Source organism: Bradyrhizobium sp. Pha-3, from assembly GCF_042258325.1.
GTDB lineage: Bacteria > Pseudomonadota > Alphaproteobacteria > Rhizobiales > Xanthobacteraceae > Bradyrhizobium > Bradyrhizobium elkanii.
The window spans coordinates 2,257,385-2,276,632 of the sequence record NZ_CP170151.1; the positions used below are offsets into that span (position 1 = coordinate 2,257,385).

Genomic DNA, 19,248 nt, shown 5'->3' on the forward strand with positions numbered 1-19,248 from the left:
GGCGAGCCATCGTCCATGGTTGCCGATATCGCGAGATCTTTCGCGCGCCGGCAATCCTGATGTCCTGTCCGGAAATGAACGGCAGGCGATTGAGGTCTGAAGAGGTGCCAACGATCCGCGGGTTGCAGCGAGACCGGGCTCGCGCGCGGGATCTGCCTGATCCGTCGAGGGGCTCGTGTCGCGGCCAGCCACGCGGGGGGCCTCGCAAAGATACATTTACCAGGAGATGCCAGAGATGCAGCTGATCGATCTGAGCCGGGAACTTCACCATCGCGCGCCGGCGCCCCAGATGCATCCACCGATCATCATGGGCGTCTGGAACGATCACAGCGAAATCAAACAATCCGGCGCGACGCGCTTCAGCTCGAAATCCTGGGCGCTGTCGCTCAGCGACCACTCGGGAACCCATGTGGACGCACCCTGTCATTTCAATCCGGATCCTGATGCTCCCTCGATCGACCGGATTCCACTGGAGGATTTCTATACCGGGGCGATCTGCCTCGATCTGGCGCATGTACCCTTGCGACACGAGATCACGGCCTCCGAGATGGAAGAGGCGCTCATACGATCAGGCCAGCAGATCAGGCCGCGTGACACGGTGCTCATCGACATGGGCGTCAACAGGCGTCTATGGGGTACGCCCGGCTATCTGCATGACTTCCCAGGGCTGCATGTCGATGCCGTGCACTGGCTCGCCGACCGCAAGATCCTGATGTTCGGCGTCGAGGCCATCAGCCCGGCACCGGAAGGCGAGGCCAACTACAAGGCGCACCTTGCCTGCGCGGCCCGCGGCATCACCCACATCGAGTGCATGTGGAATCTCGACAGGCTCGTCGGCAAGGGCCGGTTCCGCTTCATCGGATTTCCGCTCAGGATCCGCGGCGGTACTGCAAGCCCGATCCGTGCGGTCGCTGTCCTGGACGAATAAGGTCCGGTCCCTTGCTGCTCTTCTTGCACAGATACGATCGCACTTCGCAGGTCATGGCGGCCCTGCAGAACTCCCGTGCTCACGGCCGTATGCGAGCGCAGCGTTGCTTCCGAGGCCGTCCTGTCGCCGGTCTCTTACGCCAGGATTATGCACCGCGCCCGGCGCATTGCAGTCTGTCCCGGCCGAAGGCGGAGGAAGTTGCGCCAGGCTATGCGCATGAACGCATCGAAGAATTCCGCGCTGGTTGCAGCAAGCATCATCGCGACAGGCGTCGCCTGATTGTGGACGGCTACCCGCCATGGACGGTGTGAGCGCATTGGCATGCTGAAGAAGGAAACAATAGCGGATCTGGCGAACGAGTTGCACGGCTTGCCGCTGGATGACGGGCGGGCGGCGGCCCTGGCCGATCATGTTGCCCGGCTGAATTCGCTTGTCCGGGCGAGCGCATCGCAGCTCGCGAGAGGTGATGAGCCGGCGCAGTTCGCCCGGATGCTGGCTCTGTTGAAGCGTCCGGCGGGAACATGATGCAGCATATCACGTCCCTGAGTCTGTGCGAGCTCGCTGATGCGATCAGGCAAGGCCGCATATCCTCCTGCCAGGCGGTCACGGCATGTCTCGAGCGGATCGATGCCTGGCAGCCGCGGATAAACGCGTTCGTTGCGATCGATCGGGAAGGAGCACTGGCATCGGCCCGGCGCGCCGACCACAGCCTTGCTGAAGGTCGCATCCTTGGGCCCTTGCATGGTGTGCCGCTTGCGCACAAGGACATGTTCGCAAGAGCCGGACGGACCGCAAGCTGCGGCTCCCGGATTTTTTCGGGCGAGGTCGCGAAAGAGACAGCGACCGTGCTGGAGCGGCTGGACGGCGCGGGCGCCGTCGAGATCGGCACTCTCAACATGACCGAGCTGGCGGGCTCCGATACGCCGGGCGAAGAACCGCTCGGCGCCTGCCATAACCCCTGGAATACGCAACGTTTCAATCCCGGCTCATCATATGGTCCGGCTGCTGCGCTTGCCGCCCGCCTGATCTACGGCTCCCTTGGATCCTGCACCGGTGGATCGATCCGGATTCCCGCTGCCGTATGTGGTGTCACCGGACTGAAGCCGACCTGCGGCCGGATCAGTCGGCACGGCGCGCTGACCCGCTCCTGGTCGCTCGATACGATCGGGCCGATGGCGCGAACGGCCCGTGACGTGGCCAGATTGCTGGGCTGCATCGGCGGCTTTGATGCGCGCGATCCAGCCTCCAGCGATGAGCCGGTCCCCGACTATGAGCGAGGCCTCTCCATAAGGCTCGCCGACATCCGGATTGCCGTGCAGCGGCGGTTCTGGTCCGTGGTCGATCCCGATGTGGCCGATGCGCTGGCCTGCTTCCAGGAGATCCTGGCGCGCCAAGGCGCCACGATCAGGCCGGCGGATCTTCCCGACGGGCACCTGCTCTGGGACCTCGCCTCGGTGCTCAGCGATTGTGAAACCGCAACCGTGTTCGGCCGCGATCTGCGCGAGCGCGGCGCCGACATCACAGAAGCCAACCGCAACCAGCTGCAGCGCGGCAACTTTATCCCGGCGCCGCGTTACCTTGAGGCGCTGGCGCTGCGCGGCCGCTACCTGCGTGAATTCTGCGAGGGGGTGTTCGCGGATGCCGATGTCCTGCTGACGCCGGCCCTGCCTCTTCCGCCGCCGGCAATCGAGAAGATGCGCGACGAACGCTTCGCCGACGATTTCAATCGCAGCCGCGTCATCAACATCTACACGAGGCCGTTCAACTATCTGGGCCTTCCCGCGCTGAGCGTACCTTGCGGTTTCACGGCGGATGGCATGCCGGTCGCCTGCCAGCTCGTCGGCCGGCCGTTCGACGAAGCGACCCTGCTGGCCGTTGCCCATGCCTATCAGGACCTCACCGACTGGCACCACCGCTCGCCACAGATTTAACTGAACATGCTTGAAAACAGGGAAGACGATTTCATGAGAAGACCGCAAACCGGGATGTTGTTCGCCGGGGAAGAGCTTGTGGAGCATTCCGGTGTGCGGGGCCTGAGGTACTTCAGAGCAGGAAAGAGTGATTGCCCGCTTGTCGTATTCCTGCCGGGCGGGGTGCATCTGGCGCGCATCAGTTACGGCGATCCGTTTTCCCACCGTGCCGATTTCCTGGATCACTGGCTGGAGCAAAAGGGTATCGGGCTGCTTGCCCTGTCGTATCCGACCGATCATCCGTCCATTGGCGCGATCGTGCCTGACCTGACCATTGCAGGCTGGGCGAACTGGATCGCGTCCGTTACCTCAGATGTATTGCGCGAAACGCCGGATCGTCCCGTCGCGGTCGCCATGTGGAGCATGGCCGGTCGCTCGGTTGCCGCTGTCAACACGGCCCTGAAGGCCCGCGGTATCGATGCAGTCTGCTTTCTGTCGCTGGCCGCCTCGCCACCGATTGCCGGGCTCAATCTTGTGCAACAAGGTGGCGATCCATTGACACCGGACGGCCTTTGGACAGGAGGCGTGTATATCGACGGCTTTCTGCCGAGTCTTTCACACCAGAACCAGATCAACGGACGCAGGATTCTCGACGAACAGCTTTATCTGGAACACTATCTGTGCAACACGCCTGTCATGCTTCGAGGCACGTCCCAGCGCTTCTCGGATCAGGGGACATTCTGGAATTTCGAGGAGGCTCATGACGATATGAGGGCCTCTTCTTTTTCCGAGTTTCCGTTGGCCGCAACGATCAGTCCCACAGACAGGTCCGACGACGGGCACGCACTGGCTGACCCAATCAACTGGAATTTCTTCAACATACAGATGATCCGCTCACAGGCCCGGGCGCTCGATTTCGATGCCGGGCGATGGAAGGAGTTACGTGCCCTGACCCGGACGCTTCCCTCGCGTTTATCCCGAGATGTCGCCGGCGGGCATTTCTTTTTTGTAGGCGCACGCGGGGCTGAGCAAACAGCTCACCACATCACGGAACTATATTCCGAAGTGCGCAGCCTTCGCGCCGAAATCAGGGCGCTACTGGAGTGAAAGTCGCCGCATACCGGAAGTTCTGAACAAAAGGGCCTGCGGGGAGCCTTCGCGAGATCGCCCCGATGCCGGAGTCTCCATTGCCGTCAATCCGGAATGTCGCGCGAGAGACCATCCGTTTGGTCGGCAGAGCGCAGTGCCATTTAGGTTTGAGACGAACCGCGCCCCGTCGGATTGCAGATCCTGGCCAACCACTACGATCTGCGGTGCCTTCGTCTGTTGAACAAGTGGTGCGGACGGCCGGACTCAAACCGGGACGGGCAATGCCCAACGGATTTTTGTACCAGCTACGGCTTTGCCGCGGCCAAGGTGGCGTTTGATCCGTCTGTGCTGTCATCCTGTCGCTCCAGGTTATCGTCTGCGCCCTTTGCGCATATGCGCCCGCCAAGCTTAGCTTTGGCGGCCGCGACCTGTTGTTCGGAATAGTGATGATTCGTCTGCTCCTGCCGCAACAGGTGCTGTAACTGCGTCTCAACCCATTCCAGATTGAAGCGCTGCACGGGGGGCAAGGTTGGACGGCGATGGGAGCAAGAAGCCCCGGTACGCCCAAGGCTTCATTGGTTGCCCGCGCTATTTTCGCGAAGATCAATCAACCGCACATTGGGCAATCCATCACCATCGAGGCATTCCGTGATCGACGCACCGAAAGTCTGGTGATGCTCTTCGATCAGGCCTGCGGCACGTTCCCCGCGTGTCTTCATTTTTTCCGAGAGAGGACGGTCAATGACCACGTACTCAATGCTGCAATCAGGCGGAACGCTCGTTGCGATGCGTTTGCGGTCCGTCGTCTTGATATTTGTAGCGTCGAGGATGACATCCTCGCCTGACTTGAGCACCATCGCCATCCTCTGACGCGCCATTCGGAATACATGGCCTTGATTGCGCGGAGTATCGTTGGTGCCAAATATCTCTTCACGAATACTGTCCGACGAGACAACCCTTGCCGCCTGCCGGTTAGCCCATGCGCTCTTCCCGGCTCCGGACGGCCCAACCGTCATACGCAAGGTCTGACCCGTTCGTGGCCAGTCCCAGCCGTTCACGGGGGCCGCCATTAGATCGAGGACGTGCTCCTCCCACACCTCGCACAGGTTCTTGATGTTGTCCTTGTCAATTGTCTTGCCGTGAGACAGCGAGTCGCGAACCCACTTGAGGTCCTTCATGATCCGGAGGTGTGAAAGGGGCACCGCGCCGTCAAGGAGCGTGATCATCTCGAACCACTCAAAGCTCCACGGATCGGTGATCTTTATCGTTCGGTCATACACCTTCTTGGTGTAGGGAGAGGATGGGCTCGCGTGCTTCGACAGTTCGTCGAGGTAGGCGCGGATGATGCCCCTGCGGGCGCTGTCGATCATCGGCAGCAGGACCTTGGATTGAGCGACCCAAATCCGGCGTTCGATGTCGCTCCAGAGCCCGTGAGCGACAGCGGCGAGAGCATGAGGAGTGGGGATGTCGTCCCACGCGTCCACGAGGCCGTTTTCCCAGCATGGATAGGGCCATGCCCTCCGCGCGGAGAGGAGTTCGAGCGATCCCGTCGGCGATATCTGATCGTCCAGATTGAACCTCGTCATCTGATCGAGAAGACTCGGCGACCATGCGGCGACCTCGATCGAGGTCGCCAACGCCAGCCGCTCGTCGATGCCCGATCCGACCCGTATGCCGTTGGCTGCGATCCATCCGAACGAGTCCACTGACGACATATATCCGCGCCAGAACCTGCTGCCTATCTGGCCGAGAAGCCGCTTCTCAGCGTCCGCCTTCCATCCGGTCGGCAGAAGCAGAAGGAGGTAGGGACCAGCAGCCGGAGGACTCTCGGCCCGCTCGGACATGACGGCACGCAGCAAATAGCTCCACGTCTGGATATGGTCCGCGGAAATGCCCTCGACGATGAACGCCACGTCTGCCAGATCGGGATTTTCGAGGAAGTCCGCCACGGTGCCGATCGAGGCTCCTGAAACCCGGCGCAACGTCGCCATCTCGTGCAGGGGCGATTGCGTCGCCTTCAGGTTCGAAGCGTCAAAGACCACCGTCTCGACGACGTATTCGTCGGCAAGCTTCTTACGGATCGCATCGTGCAATCCCTCCGGCAGTGGCCGCGGACATTTCGCGGCGGCGACGCCTTTAGTGATCAAGTCCCTGGCAAGAGCCGTCGTGAAGCCGTTCGGCCCTGGAAGGGTCCACCAATCCTGCGGCGTCACTTGCTCTCTCCCGAAAGAAGGACACGGCGGACGAAGTCATCCATCACGATGATCTGCTGGTCGGCCGGAGCTGACGGGTTGCTCAGCGACGCCACGCCGATGGTCGCGGCGAACCTGACGATATAGTCGGGATCGATCCCGTCGGGTTTTCCTTCCACGACGAGAGCGTCCTTACCGTAGGATGCCTTGATACCGGTTTCGCCGCACCATTGCGCCAGCGTGACGAACGCAGGGGCAAGCCGTTCACCGATCCCGATCGCCTCTGCACCGTCCTTGACCGCCGCGGCCAGCGCATGGTCCATGGCGACATTGACCCTCATGCCGCGTTGAAGGTTGGCAAGAACAGCCTGCGTTGGCTCGCTCCAGCCTTCCGTTCCGCGGAGAACGTCTTCGATCGAGCCGATCAGGTGCAGCGCGTCGAGCCGTGTGGCCAGGAACGAGCGCGCCCAAGGTCGCAGGGTTTCGACCTTGATACGGGAGAGCGACGGACTCTTCCGGAAGGCCTCGACCCATGCTTCGGCATGGCTCGGCGCGCCGACGAAAATCGGCCTGACGTCCTGACGCAGAACGCTGGGTAGGCGCGAAACCGCCGTCACCCAGTCGTGCCGCCACGCGGTTTGCGGCGGAACGACGACAATCCGCTTCTTCGCGACAGGATTCCGCCGAATATCAGAGACGAAGCCGTCGCGGTCGCTCCAGCCACGAATGTCGAGCGTGGCGCTCCGCTGCTCGCCACCAGGGTACGTTCCGGACGCCTCGATCGCGGACACCACGTCGCCGATGCCAGACGCAGCCGATCCAAAGATCACCATGACTTTCGCATCATCCTGTCCTGGTGCGAAAATTTGCGACAACTGACCGTCGGTCAAAGGCGACGTCTTGCTGGCGGACTGTTTCCCCCTCGACATGACCTCGATGGTCCGGCGAGCGTTCTTCGGATCGAACTGCTGCTCGATCTTCTTGCCGCCAAAGCTCAGAAGGCGTTCGGTCAAATCCTCCTCGCTCGAAACAAGAAGGTCGAGAAGCATGCGGGAGCGCAACGTCCACTTTTTCGACGTAGTGCGCCGGAGAATCCCGAACCCTTCCATCTCGTCCAGAAGGTATTCGATTTCCGACGGATCGCTTCCCTTCGGGAATGCCTGCGGCCAGTACCGGATCGCACTCTCGGTGACCTCGATCGCGCTCAAACCGTCCGCCTCCAGGCCCTGTCCGGACGAGAAGTAGGCGTCGTAGGCGATGATGTAAGTCAGAAGTCCGTAACGTTGCTCGATGCCCGTGATCGTCTTGTCGAACGCGTCGTAGAGCACCTTCCTGATCTGCGGGTTTCTCAGCGCGTCGTCGACCATGGCGCCGTCGATCACCTTGACTTCCCGGCCATCACGGATCTGGTCCTCGAGAATATCCAACAGACCTCTGCAGAACACCTGGATGAGAACCGGGTAATAATTGGTGAAACTGAGAATGCGCCAGACGTCCTCGCGGTTCTCGAACTCGAAGCCGAGAGCAGACATCGGGCCGCGCATCAGGATTTCCGCGTCTCCGACGTCCTCCTGCAGCAAGGGCCCGATCCGGATCGGATCGTTGGAGATTTGCGCCAGCGGCGAGTTTTCCGACTTGATGATGCGGGAAACGTTGTGCAACCCGGCTAGCACAAACTTGAAGCGATGATCGGTCTCCGCCATCAGGTTCAGGAGCTTCACGACATTGCGATAGTCCCGCGACGCCTCGTGCTTGATGAAGTTGTCCGCTTCGTCGAGCAACAGCAGAATCCTGCGGCGATTGTCGGCCTGCAGATATTCCTTCACTCCGGCGACGAAGTCCTCGGGAGCGCTGACCGGTTTGGCGAACACTTCCTTCAACGCTCCCGAAGAATATTGCCAGAAGAGGTCGAGCGGGAAACTGTTCAGATCGAGGAACTTGAACAGCGCGTGTTCCGGGGCATTTCTTGATATGTGGCGCAAAAGAGCGGTCTTGCCGAGCCGTCGCCCGCCATAGACGATATAGGAACCGTACGATTCCAGAATCTTGGCTTTTTCCCGTGCGCGCCCCTTGAACATTTCGTTCGGGACCGGCGAGCGAACGTAGTCCTGGTATGGTGTCGCGGTTGTGTAGGCCTGCGCGATCTCGAACATCCGCAACGGCGTGGCATCCGGCGTCGCCAGATAATCCAGCAGAAGAGCCTCGTCAATCACGAGCACCTTGCGCCTGTTCTTTACACAGTCGCGCTTCAGCTGCTTGCGTTTGTCGGCCGACATCAAGCCGAACATCAGCACCAGGGTCCCGCGCGGTTCGGCTCCTTCCGCCAGCGCCATGATTTCGGCGGACGTCGTCGTGGGACCGACGGCCGCGACCCGCCAGCCACCCTTCGTGAGGCTGCCGAACTCCGGAAGCATCAAGGACGTAGGGGCCGACGGCAGGTTCATCTGCGCGTCAACCACGAAGATTTGTCTGCCCACGTTGCTGCGATCCCCATTCACGTCGACGAATTCCGTCCCGTAGGCGATGGAGGTCAGCAAAACCGCAATGTGCGACATACCCTGCGAAAGCATGACCTGCGAGTTCTTCATCCTCCTCTTGAACTCAATCCAGTCCTCGAGCGTCTTGGCGGCCTCCTGGCGCCGCGCCTCGTCAAGCCGGGAGAAATCGAACAAGCCGTAGGCCGCGTTGCCTTCGATGCAACGTTTGGCCTCGGAAAGATCGATCTGGGAAGTCTCTTTCAGTACATGGTTGAACTGGTCCAACGGCTCGTTCATCACCTTTCCGGTCAGCGTCGGACGCCTCTCGCCGGAGTTGAAAGTCTGGATCCAGTCGGTGACGGTGGCGAGATCGTCACTATCGAGAAGCTTGAGAAGCCGGATCTTCTCTTCGCCCGTGATCCGCGACGTCTCGCCCAGACGGTCAATCTCCGAAGCCAGCGCAGCCTTCGCGTCGTCCAGAAGACGGCGCGCGGAGCCTTCGACATCGTTCAGGCGCGACAACGCGGCATTGACATCGAGAACGCGGAACCCGTCGATTTCCTCTGGCATGAAATCGGGAATGTCTTGTGAGGGAACGTCCACCTTGATCTCGTCGAGGTCGTCATTGAGACGGGTCGATTCCTCCAGCCCGCCGAGCGCCATGCGGCGCACCTTGGCAATCAGCCTCGAGACATCGGCGTGCCGGGCCTTGACCTGCGCCTTTCGGGTGACCTCGTTGGTCTCAATCACCGCGCGGAGGTGTTCCTCGCGAACCGCATCGATTCCGAAATGAGGCGCGAAGGTCAGGAGCATCTTGGCCGGAACGAACGCATCCTCACTCCGCCTCGCTTCAATGGCGGCTTCGGCGGCCTCGGCGAGGTTGCCCGAGACGCGGGGACCGTCGAATTCACGGATCGCCGAGATCAACCGGACAGCATCCTTTGGACTTGGCGTCCAGGCTCCGCTCCACGCCATGCCTGGAAGCCACAGAAGGGGTGCGTGCAGTTCGAGATTGACGATCTTGCGATCGACTTCCGGCATCGCTTCGCCGCGGATCACCGCCGCGAGGCTTTTGAACACGCTGCGTGCATGGGCGTAGGCCGCATCAAGCAACGCACTTCCCGTCGGCGCAGCCGTCGCAACCTCGAAGTTCTGGATGCCGACCTTCATGTTGTCCGCCAGATCGCGTACCTGATCCAACCGCTTGCCGACAACCGGAATCTCGTTGGCCGGTCCCGCCGCTTCTGCGAAAGCTCCGCAGCCGGCGGCGAGGTCGATGATGTAGGCGACCAGGCGCTCGCGCGCCCCGCCGTCGATAGTCTGCACGGCTCCCATGCGCCGGACCTCGCTGTCCAGCAGGTTCGTGACCTCGTTACGGTCAGAATATTTCCTGGAGAATTCCCGGACGGCGTTGATCTCGTGCTGGTTGACCGCGCTCTCCATCACACTGACGATTCCGCTCTTTGCGGTGATGGATCGCAGGACCTTCTGTCCGAGGACGAACCTGAACTGTGCATTCCTGATTGACTTGATCTGATCCAGGACCGCGTTGCGCCGTTCGTTGGCAATCGATTTGTCGGCGTTGGCGCTGGAAGCTGCGCGCAGGCTTGCTGCCGTCACTGGAGATCCGAGGCTGCGGTTCTCCTTCACGAGACCTACGAGATAGAAGAAGCTCGAGCACCTTTCGTGCGTCTTTATGGCGTCTATGATATTGAACGCATTACCGGCCTCGGTTACCTGAAGCAGGGCGGTGGGAAGAACGGAGGCCATCAACAAGATCCGCCGCGCATCGGCTCTCTCGTCGATGCCGAGGTTGGCAGCAATCGCCACACAGGCCTCGATCGCCTGGTGATAGCCGTCGGGCGCAATGCGGGAGACGCCCGGGATTCTTGCTCCAAGCGCGTAGAGGCGCATTTCCTCGGCACTGTAGGGGAGGGCCGAAGCATCACCGAGAACGGTACTCGCAGCGTTGACGAGGTGATAACCGAGACCAAATTCGCCGCGAATGAAGAGTTCGTCCGCCTTCTTCTCGATGTCCTCAAGAAGGTGGTCCGGCTCTTCGTTGGCATCGTTTAGGGCCGGAGCCAGCGCCTCGTGAACGGGCTCGATTTTCCGCTTTTCGTCGATTTCGACAAAGTCATCCTCGTCGATGGTGATTTCGACCGGAGGGCGGGAGCCACTCCCTTGCACTCCTGTCGTTCGTTCGACGGCCGGGGAGGGCGGCGCGGCGCCAGGATCAGCGCTTCCTGCGGCGACAGGATCCACCTCTACCGTTGAGGGACTTGCGGGAGAGATGCGGGTGACGGAAGTTGGCATCTTGATGGCGCTGATGGCCTTCGAAACGTTCTCCAGACCGGAATTCACGATGGTCTCGAGCCTGTTCATCGCCTCCTGGCCGAGGGTGACCAGCTCGAACATGGGAAGCTTCTTCTGCTGAAGCTCATCCGCGTCTTTACGGGCCTCTTGCGCCCTGACGAGCTCGGCGTCAGCCCGTTCGGCCAACGCGTCCGCTTCCCGCAGGCTTTCCTCCGAGGCGAGCTGCGGCGCTGACGCGGAAATCGCCTCGATCTCCGTCAGCCTCGTGGAGACGTCCCTGATGTACCCCTCGGAAACGTCGGAAAACGCTTTTGCGATCTTCGCCAGGCGGGAGATGACGGCTTCGCTGGCGGCACCGTCTGGCTTGAGCCGCTCAAATTCCTCGATATGTTCCCGCAAGTGGCTCGCGATAGCCGCGATCTCCTGCTGCGTCGCTGCGTTGGGGCCGACATTCAGGGCTTTCCTGGCCGTATCAATGAGATCGAGAAGGTCATTCTCCCACCGGATCACGAGGTCGTCGATGGAAGCGGTCGGAAGCGGAGGCTCGATCCCGGCTTCTTGAGACCGCTGGATCTCAGGCTCCGTTTCAATAGTTTCGCTCGCCAGCCGGAGTTTCGGGTTTTGCCCTCTCTCACGCTTCTCGCCGCTCAGTTCGCCAATGCGCGCCTCGTATCCGGCTGGATCGCATTCCATCAAATCGTGCAGGTAGTCTGAAATCTCGGGGACCAAAGATGCGAGGCGCTGTCCACTCGTTCCGAACGCCATGCTGGCGGACCAGTCCAGGATAACGATTGCGGTCGCCAGATCATGCGACGCGCCCGCGACCACCATCTCGACCAGCGCGTCCGGGCCGGACTCGGCATTTTCGACTTCCGGGACGTTCTTGAAACGCGCTTTTTCGGCCCAATACTGCTGCATGACCGGCTTGATCAGGTAATCGTCCCGGATCAGGCGCATCGTCTTGAAGAAGCACCGGAAGAACAGCGGATAGCGAGCCGCTTCCGGCAGAAATTCAAAGAATTGATCAAGGTTCGGGCGCTCTTCCGGCCATGGAAAGCCGGTTACCATCCTGAGTAGATCGCCGTGCGTGTCGTGGAGCTCCCGCAAGTCACGCCGCGTAATGTTCATGCGGGATCTGAACCATTCGGGGGTCGTCACTTTTGGGACGCGCAAGCGTGGTTTGATGAGTTCGTGGAGATCGCTCACCAGGCTGACGGCTTCCAACGGAAAGTCCCCCGACGGGGAGGCCGTCGATGCCCGTGCAATAATTGAAGTCGAGCCAACACTGGTTGATGCGAGCTTGACGTTATCCATGAAACTGAAATCCTTTGTGCCGACCGTAAGTACCGAATTGAAATTGCCTGCGCGAAACTGGTCGCGAACTTCTCCGAACGTCGGCAGTCTTGCCGCCGGAGTCTGAACGTCGCCGACAGCCTCCGGGGCAAGAGGCCCATCGTCGCTCGCGGCGGCGTCGGAAGCCGTCGTCGCCTCGTCCTCGACGTCTTCGTCCTCCTCGAGACCGTGCCGCGACATGTAGTCTTCAAACTTTGATCGAAACGACAGCGGAGCGGGCAACGTCGTGTCCATTGCGGTATGGGCGTATCCAGACCACAACGACGCAACGAGCGCGGCGATGGAATCCGGCTGTGCTCCGGCCGCCGTGCGCACGACCGTGATGCTGACCGACTCCGGAACCACCGCGTCATTCGTTTCCGGCGTATGCACGATCCGCCTGTACAGCGTCGTTCCGTCGTCCGCCTTTTCCGAACGACGGAACCCCGGCAACGAGCGATACGCGCTCGTGCCGCGAACGACCTTTTGCGTCCGCTGCCATTTCCGCGCCGTGACGTAGTCGCCGCGATCTTCTCCCGTTACGACGCGAACGGTCACGTTCGACGTGCTGGCGTGGCAATCCCTGATGATCTCCTCCCCATTAACGGACGCGTTTTCCTGATACATGAGGCGGAGAAGCCGAGGCGTGGATTTCGTCCTCACCCTGACGACGGACAGGTCCTCCCAAACGGCCTTGTCCGGTACCTGTTCGCGACCGAAGGTGGGAAGTCCGGTTAACTTCCTGTTGCTGAGCCATGGCCACAGTCCCTGCGCGCTGGTGGCGTCGAACAGGACGAGCGGCCGGCGGCCATCAGAGACCACTTCCTTGACAACGCTGGAAACGAAGCTCTGGAAGAGCGTCGCTTCATTCGCGCTTCCGTCGCCGATGCCGGTCGCCCCGAGGGAGGCGGCATGAACCAGGGCGTCTCCGAATTCCATCCACGCCGAATTCCCGGACGTGGTCGCGATTTTCGCGCACACCGCTCCGCTTTCGGCGTCCAGCAACGATGCCGTGATCAGGGCAACAGACACCCCGCCACGACGTTGCCTCGTCTTTCGGATCACCGAGAAGCCGAGGATCGAATCCGGACGCATCCCGCCATCAGGGAACGCACGGTTTATCGCGGGACCGATCGCCGGGGCCATCCCGGAATGTCCGAACAAGAGATCATAGAGGGCAGCCTGAAGCCGGATCAGGTACGCGGATGCCTCTCCAGTTTTCATCGGAAGCAGGTACTGGACATTGGCGCCGGCGTACCGGGCCAACGCATAGCGTCCCGCAGGCTTGTTGACGGCGTCCTCCTCGCGCTTCCGCATTGCGCCGTCCTCTCCGTACTCCTTGTCGACCTGAACGATGATCCGTGCGCGCGGATGAGATCGGGCGATCGTCTCGGCCAGTGCTTTCCACGCGCTGACGCGGTCCTCGAATTTCTCTTTGAAACGCTTGCGGTCCTTGTCCGCTTCGAGAACGCCGTGGACGTTCGGAGGAAGGCTGTACCGCTCGACATCGACGGTCGAGAACATGGATCGGGTCGCGGCTGTGAAAAGATCGGCCTCCGCAGATGTTCTCGAAATGAAAATGACCTTTACGCGCTCGCTGAACATGCGGGAAAGCCGCTCGTCGTTGGCGCTCCTGACCGTCGCGATCAGACTTCCCGTCGCCATGACCTCATCGGACCTGATTTTCCTGCCGGGCTTCTCGCCGATCACCTCCTCGAAAAGCGCGGTGACGCGGTCGTCGGAAATGTCGTTTAGCCGAAGATCGCGTGCCGCATGATGCAGCAGCATCTCGGATTTAAGAGCCTTGTGGTACTCCTCATGATCGCCGATACCGGAAACGGGCTCGAACGGCAGTCTCGAAAAGCCGAACCTTTCCGTCAGGCTCGCGACCCGGGCGACCAGATCTACATGATCCTGCGCGGTGGCGCCGCGCGGCACTCTGGTCCGCCCAAACTTCGTGCTGTAGGGAACTGCCAGGAATGCATTGCCGTCCGCACTCATGCGACCCGCAACCTCCGGGATGCCACTCCCGAGATCGACACCGTTCTGGAGGACCGCCGCCAGCAACGCCGGATCCTCGATGCCGTCACTGTCCGGAATTCCGGCCTTGAGGCCCATCTCGTACGCGATCGAGAGCCTGCGGTCGCCTCGCACCATCATGCGGGTCGTGACGCGCTTCCTTCCGAATAGCTCGCCCGGCCGCGGGAAACGATCCATCCAGATGCGCTTTCCCGCGTTGACGATGACGTAGGGTTCGACCGACCACGGCAGCGTCTCCACGGTGATCGTGCACGTCATTGAGAACGAGCCGTTGCGGGCCGCGACAGGCCAGGTCTCGAACTCGACGGCATTGCCGTTCATACCGGACGCGATCACGCGGTGCACCGGGCCGAGACCCTCGAACAGTTCCTGGCCCTCGAGTGCAGCGATCAGGAGCGAAATCACAGCGTCCCGGACATCCGCGAAGTTCTCGTGTGCGTTCACCGTTCCGGGAGGGATCGACAGAAGGTTTGCCTCCGAAGGTTCGACGATCCGCCCTTCAAGACTGAGTGTGCGGATTCGATCGATCCTTTCGGTACCTATGTCCAGCCTGTCAGCCCACCCGAACAGGACGTCACTGGTCCATTGGGCAACGGCACCCGACACGCTGCGCACGACGTCGGAGCCGTCTTCCTTTTGACCGAATGCCCGCAAGAAGGGCCGGGGTTCAACATCCGTCCACGGTTTTCCGAGGTCGGACCGCACCGCCGAAATCCCAGGAACGCGGGCCTCGATGACCGAGCGCAGGGATGCATAGGGCAGGTTCTTTCCGTTGTCCTTCCCGCTTCCGATGCCGTCCTGCAGCACGCCCGACAATAGCCCGCTTGCGGACTTGGTCCATTTCAGCGAGATCGAACGGGCTTCGTCGCCTTCGTGGCCGCGCCAGGAAAGGCCTGTAATGAACGTTTCCTGTCTGACGCGTCGGCGGCGCCAGTTAGTGTCGTTGATATTTTCTGACGTCATTTCTTCGTTTTTTCGGTCGGGAAAATCAGGTTGGTGCAACGAGAAAGCGGCTGCAAAAATGGTTCGTAAAGCAGTCGGTAAGTTTCTCTTCGAACCGGGTCGGCATCGTCAAAGCATTTCCGCAGGACATCCCGCATGCACACGAGCATGCTGCTGTAACGATTGTCCGGCTTACCCTTCGCCGACATCGGAGCCCAGGCTTCATCAACGAAGATCACCCGCGTCCGGCAGCCGTTGCGCATGGCTCGGCCGATGGTCTGCAGAACATCCACCATGATGTCCGCGGTAAATGGATTGATCAGAAACTTTCCAAGTCTTCCGACCTGAACGGGGTAGCGCAGCAATCGCCTCATGAGGTCGAGCGAATTGCTTCTGCTTGCGCGCCACGCCCCGATGACGTCATCTATCCCGCCCTGTCGGTCGATGGTCGCCATGTCGAAATCCAGCGCATTGCGCCCGGCAAGGCCCGCGGTAAATCCGAGGCTGTCGATCGACGGGTGAGGGCGCATCAGGAAGACGACGGTTCCGATGACCGCGTCGCGTTTTCGCGGGCCGTCGGGGTAGACGATGTTCACCCCTCGACCGATAGCCCTCATCGGAAAGACCACGGCGTCCCAATCGTCCCGCGCCCCCAACGCCTCGACTTGGGATGCGGTCACCCATTCCCCGAGTTCAGATCCGGGAATGTCTTCAGCCTGGTCCATGACCCCGATGAGGCGACGGGCGAAGGGACCATGGTTCTTGCGAACATGCTCCTTGATCATCCGCACCTGGTCATAGGAATTGACCACCAGGGCGACCCTGCGCCCCGGATCGAAATCCTCGCGCATACGGGACACCAACGGCGTGTCCCCGGAAAAGTAATGATCAATGATGGCTTTGATGCCGCGATCACGATCCTCGAAGGCACCGCTCAGGCGGATGTTCTTGCGCGGGTCGAGCGGGTCGGGCACCGGCGAAAAGATGTATTCGCTCCGGTTCCAAGCGCCCATTTCGTTTTCGCGGCGAAGGACGAAATGCGGACCGACCGGAATGTGGTAACTCGGACTGTCATGAAGAAAGCTCGTTGCCGACGCCAACAGCACGGCCGGGCCTTTACCGCCTTCATCCTCGAGCAGCGTCGCAAGTCGGTAAAGCAAAAGGCGGGGCGCAGAGGCGAACGACACGTATTTCAGTTTAAGGGTCCAGCCCTTAGACCCCTGCTGGAAGTACACCTTGATGCCCGATAGACGTCCGACCAACGCCTCCGGCACGAACTTGGCAAGATCGTTCGAGACCCCGGACCCGAATATCCGACGCGAGTGCACGCCTTCGGCGATCATCGCCTGTTGCATCGGAATGAGAGTTAGGAATTGGAATACGACGGCCGTGACCTCGAGCAGGAACCCGAAATACGCCCGCGCGGTTTCGGGATCGAGCGTCTCCACGGGCGGAAAGAGCTGGAAGAAGGCCTTGTTCACCCGTTCGGCCGCTTCTTCCCGCATGAGGACGGCCGTAGCCCCAAACCATCGGTTCATGCCCGACATGATTTCGTGAAGAAGGCGGTCGACGTCGGCTTCCGGCTTTCCTGCCGAACGCGCGATCGCTGCGACGTTTATTCCGTCAAGCTCGACGATTTCGTTCTCATCGTCATCCTCAGCGGTCGCGTTGTAGCCGCCGCGCTCGGCCATGACGCGCCGCACGAGACCGTCCCAAAGCGGGCGGATGGTCTCAAAGGGAGATTGCGCGTCATCGTTCTCCGGTTCGTAGAGCGCCGCCAGAACGGTGTTGCCCGTAACGAATGTGTCCTGGAATTTGTGGAGATGCTGCGGACCGCGGCGATCCTCCAGCAAATGACTGACCACGGCCCGGTTGAGCTTGGTGAATTCTTGGCTCGCATAGGCGTAGTTCTGCACCGACGAATTGCCACCCTGGTTTCGTCCGGTGGCCACCGGAACCATAAGGTCACGCAGCAGCGCGGCTTCGTAAGATTCTGCGCTTCCGGTGAGGTCCAGTTCCGCCAGCGCGTGACCGTCGAGTGCGGCCTGCGCCCCGTCCGCCTCGTCCACGATCACGAGATCGGCGGAACGCGCGATGGCCTCGAAGTACCGAATCTGTTCGTTGGCGAAATGAGGGGACGTCTGCACGTCGGTTGAAATCACGTGCCCGATCCAGACGTTGTGATCGGGGTCGGAAAGATCACGGGCGGATTTTTGGCGGCCGCAAACCGATGCGAGAGCGCAGAGTTTGCTGCTGTCGCCATGGGCTTCGCTGCCGTCCTTCTTCAGGCGTCGTTGCCTCAGATCACGGCACGGCGGTCTCATGTGGGGAAACTGAACGTGCGGATCGGGATCAGAGAGAAAACCCGCGAGCGCGCAATTCACCGACAGAAGCTCTGCTCCTGGAGCGGTCCGACCCATACCCCCAGTATCGTCTCCCGCAGCGATGCGTTCGGCGAGCTTTCTGGCATGTCGCTGGCGCGAGTCCGCCGACTGACCGACGACGAGCGCCGGTTCGATGCCGTATCGCTCGAGTTCGGCAACATAGTTGAGCGACGCCTCGATCGATGGCAGCAGGAGGACGATGCGCAATCCGCGCCGCGCCAGCGCGACGACCATGAGCAGGATCAGCGTCGATTTTCCCGCTCCAGGAAGACCGATCATGTGCTTCACGCCTGACAGTTCCACCTGGTCCGTTGCGGACAACGAGCCGCCCTTCGGCGAAAGGAGCGTGAAGATGGGATTCCCGGCGTCGTCGCGAAGGCGCGCCCGGAAATTCCCGGGAATTCGCTCTGGGGATGCCGTATCGATGTCATCCAGTTCTTCGGCGATGCGCTCGATCTCGACGAACGAGATCGCGATCCCGCCGTCGCGGTCGCGCACGAAATCACGGCGCGGCGTGTCAGGAAGCTTACCATCGAGGTCGGTGGCATCGACGACAAGGGGTTCGCCGAGTCCTGAGATGTCCATCGGCACCCGGAAAGGACGCGAAACGTCGACCTGGGGGATGTTCCACAACTTGTCGGGCAGAGGCCTCGTCAGGGCCTTCACCATCGCGACGTATCCCGGATCGTCAGTCCGCACGCGCAGATGAAACGACATTCGTGCGTCGAGATCGATCTTGAACGGCGGCTCGACGTAGTCGCCCTTTCCGCGATTCTCGACCTCCCAGTTCGACCAGTCCGTGATCGCGTCGCGCAACGCTGCGTCCGAAACGAGGCTCACGCCCATTTGCCGCAATTGGAATGCGGCCTGCGCGATCCGAGCGACCGCTGGATGCCTCAGGACGGATCGGTACCCCGATAACAGCGCGGGCGCCCCGGCCAGTTCATGCTTCCCGAGAAAGGCATGTAGCGCTGCGCAAACCCACTGGACGCGAAGCGCGTGATCGAAATCGTCGGGCGGCTTCCTCATGCGGAAAGCGCCTTGAGCGTCTCGGAGATCGTACGGAATTCGACGTCCTGCTCTCCCCGGTAATGGGTGCGAAGGTCCGAAAGGTATCCTGCGTGACGCCTGACCTTCGCATCGGGAACTGCAACGATGCGGCGGTCGAACTGGGCCAAGCCACCGATCGAGCGGGTCAGCCGCTCACCGAGCGTGACCGGACACGAATAGGATTTGACGTCGATCCCGAGTTCATATGGGATGCCGACGTCAACGGCGTCCTGGCCCGGATAAAGCCGAACAGGAATTCCGCTCCCCTTGAGTTCGTCATGCAGCCGGATCTCCGGCAGGCCGGGACCGACCCAACTCGCGAGGATGTCTCCTGCCGCGACCCGCCATTCCTGCGGATCGTCGATGACCATGCCTTCGAGAGGCGTCGGCCGGACTTCCGTGCAGGCGCGAATCCTGCACCGTCCGACGGGAAACCTCCGGGTGTCCCGCGTCGGATAAAGAAGTGAACCGCATCCCGCGCAAGTCCTGGTCTTTCCATCCGGAAACCGCGATGAGAGGGGAATCGGCCGCATCCATCCGCGGAAGACGTCGGCCATCTTCGCGAGCCCACTATCGAGAAGGAACGCC

8 protein-coding genes are annotated in these 19,248 nt (G+C 61.2%); 4 read left to right on the top strand and 4 right to left on the bottom strand.

Going from position 1 to position 19,248, the window contains the following annotated elements; all coding sequences use genetic code 11:
- The first annotated feature begins 235 nt into the window (after window positions 1–235).
- The 4 genes from ACE10X_RS10705 (at window position 236) to ACE10X_RS10720 (ending at window position 3,945) form a co-directional block, all read left to right on the top strand.
- Window positions 236–928: a cyclase family protein gene (locus ACE10X_RS10705; protein ID WP_375764183.1), complete on the top strand. Its 693-nt coding sequence runs from the start codon at window positions 236–238 to the stop codon at window positions 926–928.
- 321 nt (window positions 929–1,249) lie between these two features.
- Window positions 1,250–1,453 carry a hypothetical protein gene (locus ACE10X_RS10710; protein WP_038388754.1) on the top strand — a complete coding sequence of 68 codons (204 nt, stop codon included), beginning with the start codon at window positions 1,250–1,252 and terminating at the stop codon, window positions 1,451–1,453.
- On the top strand, window positions 1,450–2,859 hold the full coding sequence (locus tag ACE10X_RS10715) for an amidase (protein WP_304498944.1): 1,410 nt from the start codon (window positions 1,450–1,452) through the stop codon (window positions 2,857–2,859). The genes ACE10X_RS10710 and ACE10X_RS10715 overlap by 4 nt, the downstream gene beginning before the upstream one ends.
- Before the next feature lie 6 nt (window positions 2,860–2,865).
- Window positions 2,866–3,945 (top strand): hypothetical protein, encoded by a 1,080-nt coding sequence (locus tag ACE10X_RS10720; protein ID WP_304498945.1) that lies wholly within the window; start codon window positions 2,866–2,868, stop codon window positions 3,943–3,945.
- Between the two features lie 554 nt (window positions 3,946–4,499).
- Here ACE10X_RS10720 and ACE10X_RS10725 read toward each other — a convergent pair.
- From ACE10X_RS10725 to ACE10X_RS10740, 4 genes are read right to left on the bottom strand one after another with little or no spacing between them, the layout of a single operon-like run.
- A complete protein-coding gene (locus ACE10X_RS10725) occupies window positions 4,500–6,140 on the bottom strand; it encodes an AAA family ATPase (RefSeq protein ID WP_304498946.1) in 1,641 nt (546 codons plus the stop codon).
- Window positions 6,137–15,247: an RNaseH domain-containing protein gene (locus tag ACE10X_RS10730; RefSeq protein ID WP_304498947.1), complete on the bottom strand. Its 9,111-nt coding sequence runs from the start codon at window positions 15,245–15,247 to the stop codon at window positions 6,137–6,139. Before ACE10X_RS10730 ends, ACE10X_RS10725 begins: the two co-directional genes overlap by 4 nt.
- Window positions 15,244–18,639, bottom strand: a complete 3,396-nt coding sequence (locus ACE10X_RS10735) for a hypothetical protein (RefSeq protein WP_304498948.1) — start codon at window positions 18,637–18,639, stop codon at window positions 15,244–15,246. Before ACE10X_RS10735 ends, ACE10X_RS10730 begins: the two co-directional genes overlap by 4 nt.
- Window positions 18,636–19,031, bottom strand: coding sequence for a hypothetical protein (locus tag ACE10X_RS10740; RefSeq protein WP_264623350.1), 396 nt, complete (start codon window positions 19,029–19,031; stop codon window positions 18,636–18,638). The genes ACE10X_RS10735 and ACE10X_RS10740 overlap by 4 nt, the downstream gene beginning before the upstream one ends.
- Between the last annotated feature and the right edge of the window lie 217 nt (window positions 19,032–19,248).

Bases quoted from the DNA above. Each gene is read 5' to 3' on its own strand.
- ACE10X_RS10705 (WP_375764183.1), top strand. From the start codon at position 236: ATGCAGCTGATCGATCTGAGCCGGGAACTTCACCATCGCGCGCCGGCG.
- ACE10X_RS10710 (WP_038388754.1), top strand. From the start codon at position 1,250: ATGCTGAAGAAGGAAACAATAGCGGATCTGGCGAACGAGTTGCACGGC.
- ACE10X_RS10715 (WP_304498944.1), top strand. From the start codon at position 1,450: ATGATGCAGCATATCACGTCCCTGAGTCTGTGCGAGCTCGCTGATGCG.
- ACE10X_RS10720 (WP_304498945.1), top strand. From the start codon at position 2,866: ATGCTTGAAAACAGGGAAGACGATTTCATGAGAAGACCGCAAACCGGG.
- ACE10X_RS10730 (WP_304498947.1), bottom strand. From the start codon at position 15,247: ATGACGTCAGAAAATATCAACGACACTAACTGGCGCCGCCGACGCGTC.
- ACE10X_RS10735 (WP_304498948.1), bottom strand. From the start codon at position 18,639: ATGAGGAAGCCGCCCGACGATTTCGATCACGCGCTTCGCGTCCAGTGG.
- ACE10X_RS10740 (WP_264623350.1), bottom strand. From the start codon at position 19,031: ATGGTCATCGACGATCCGCAGGAATGGCGGGTCGCGGCAGGAGACATC.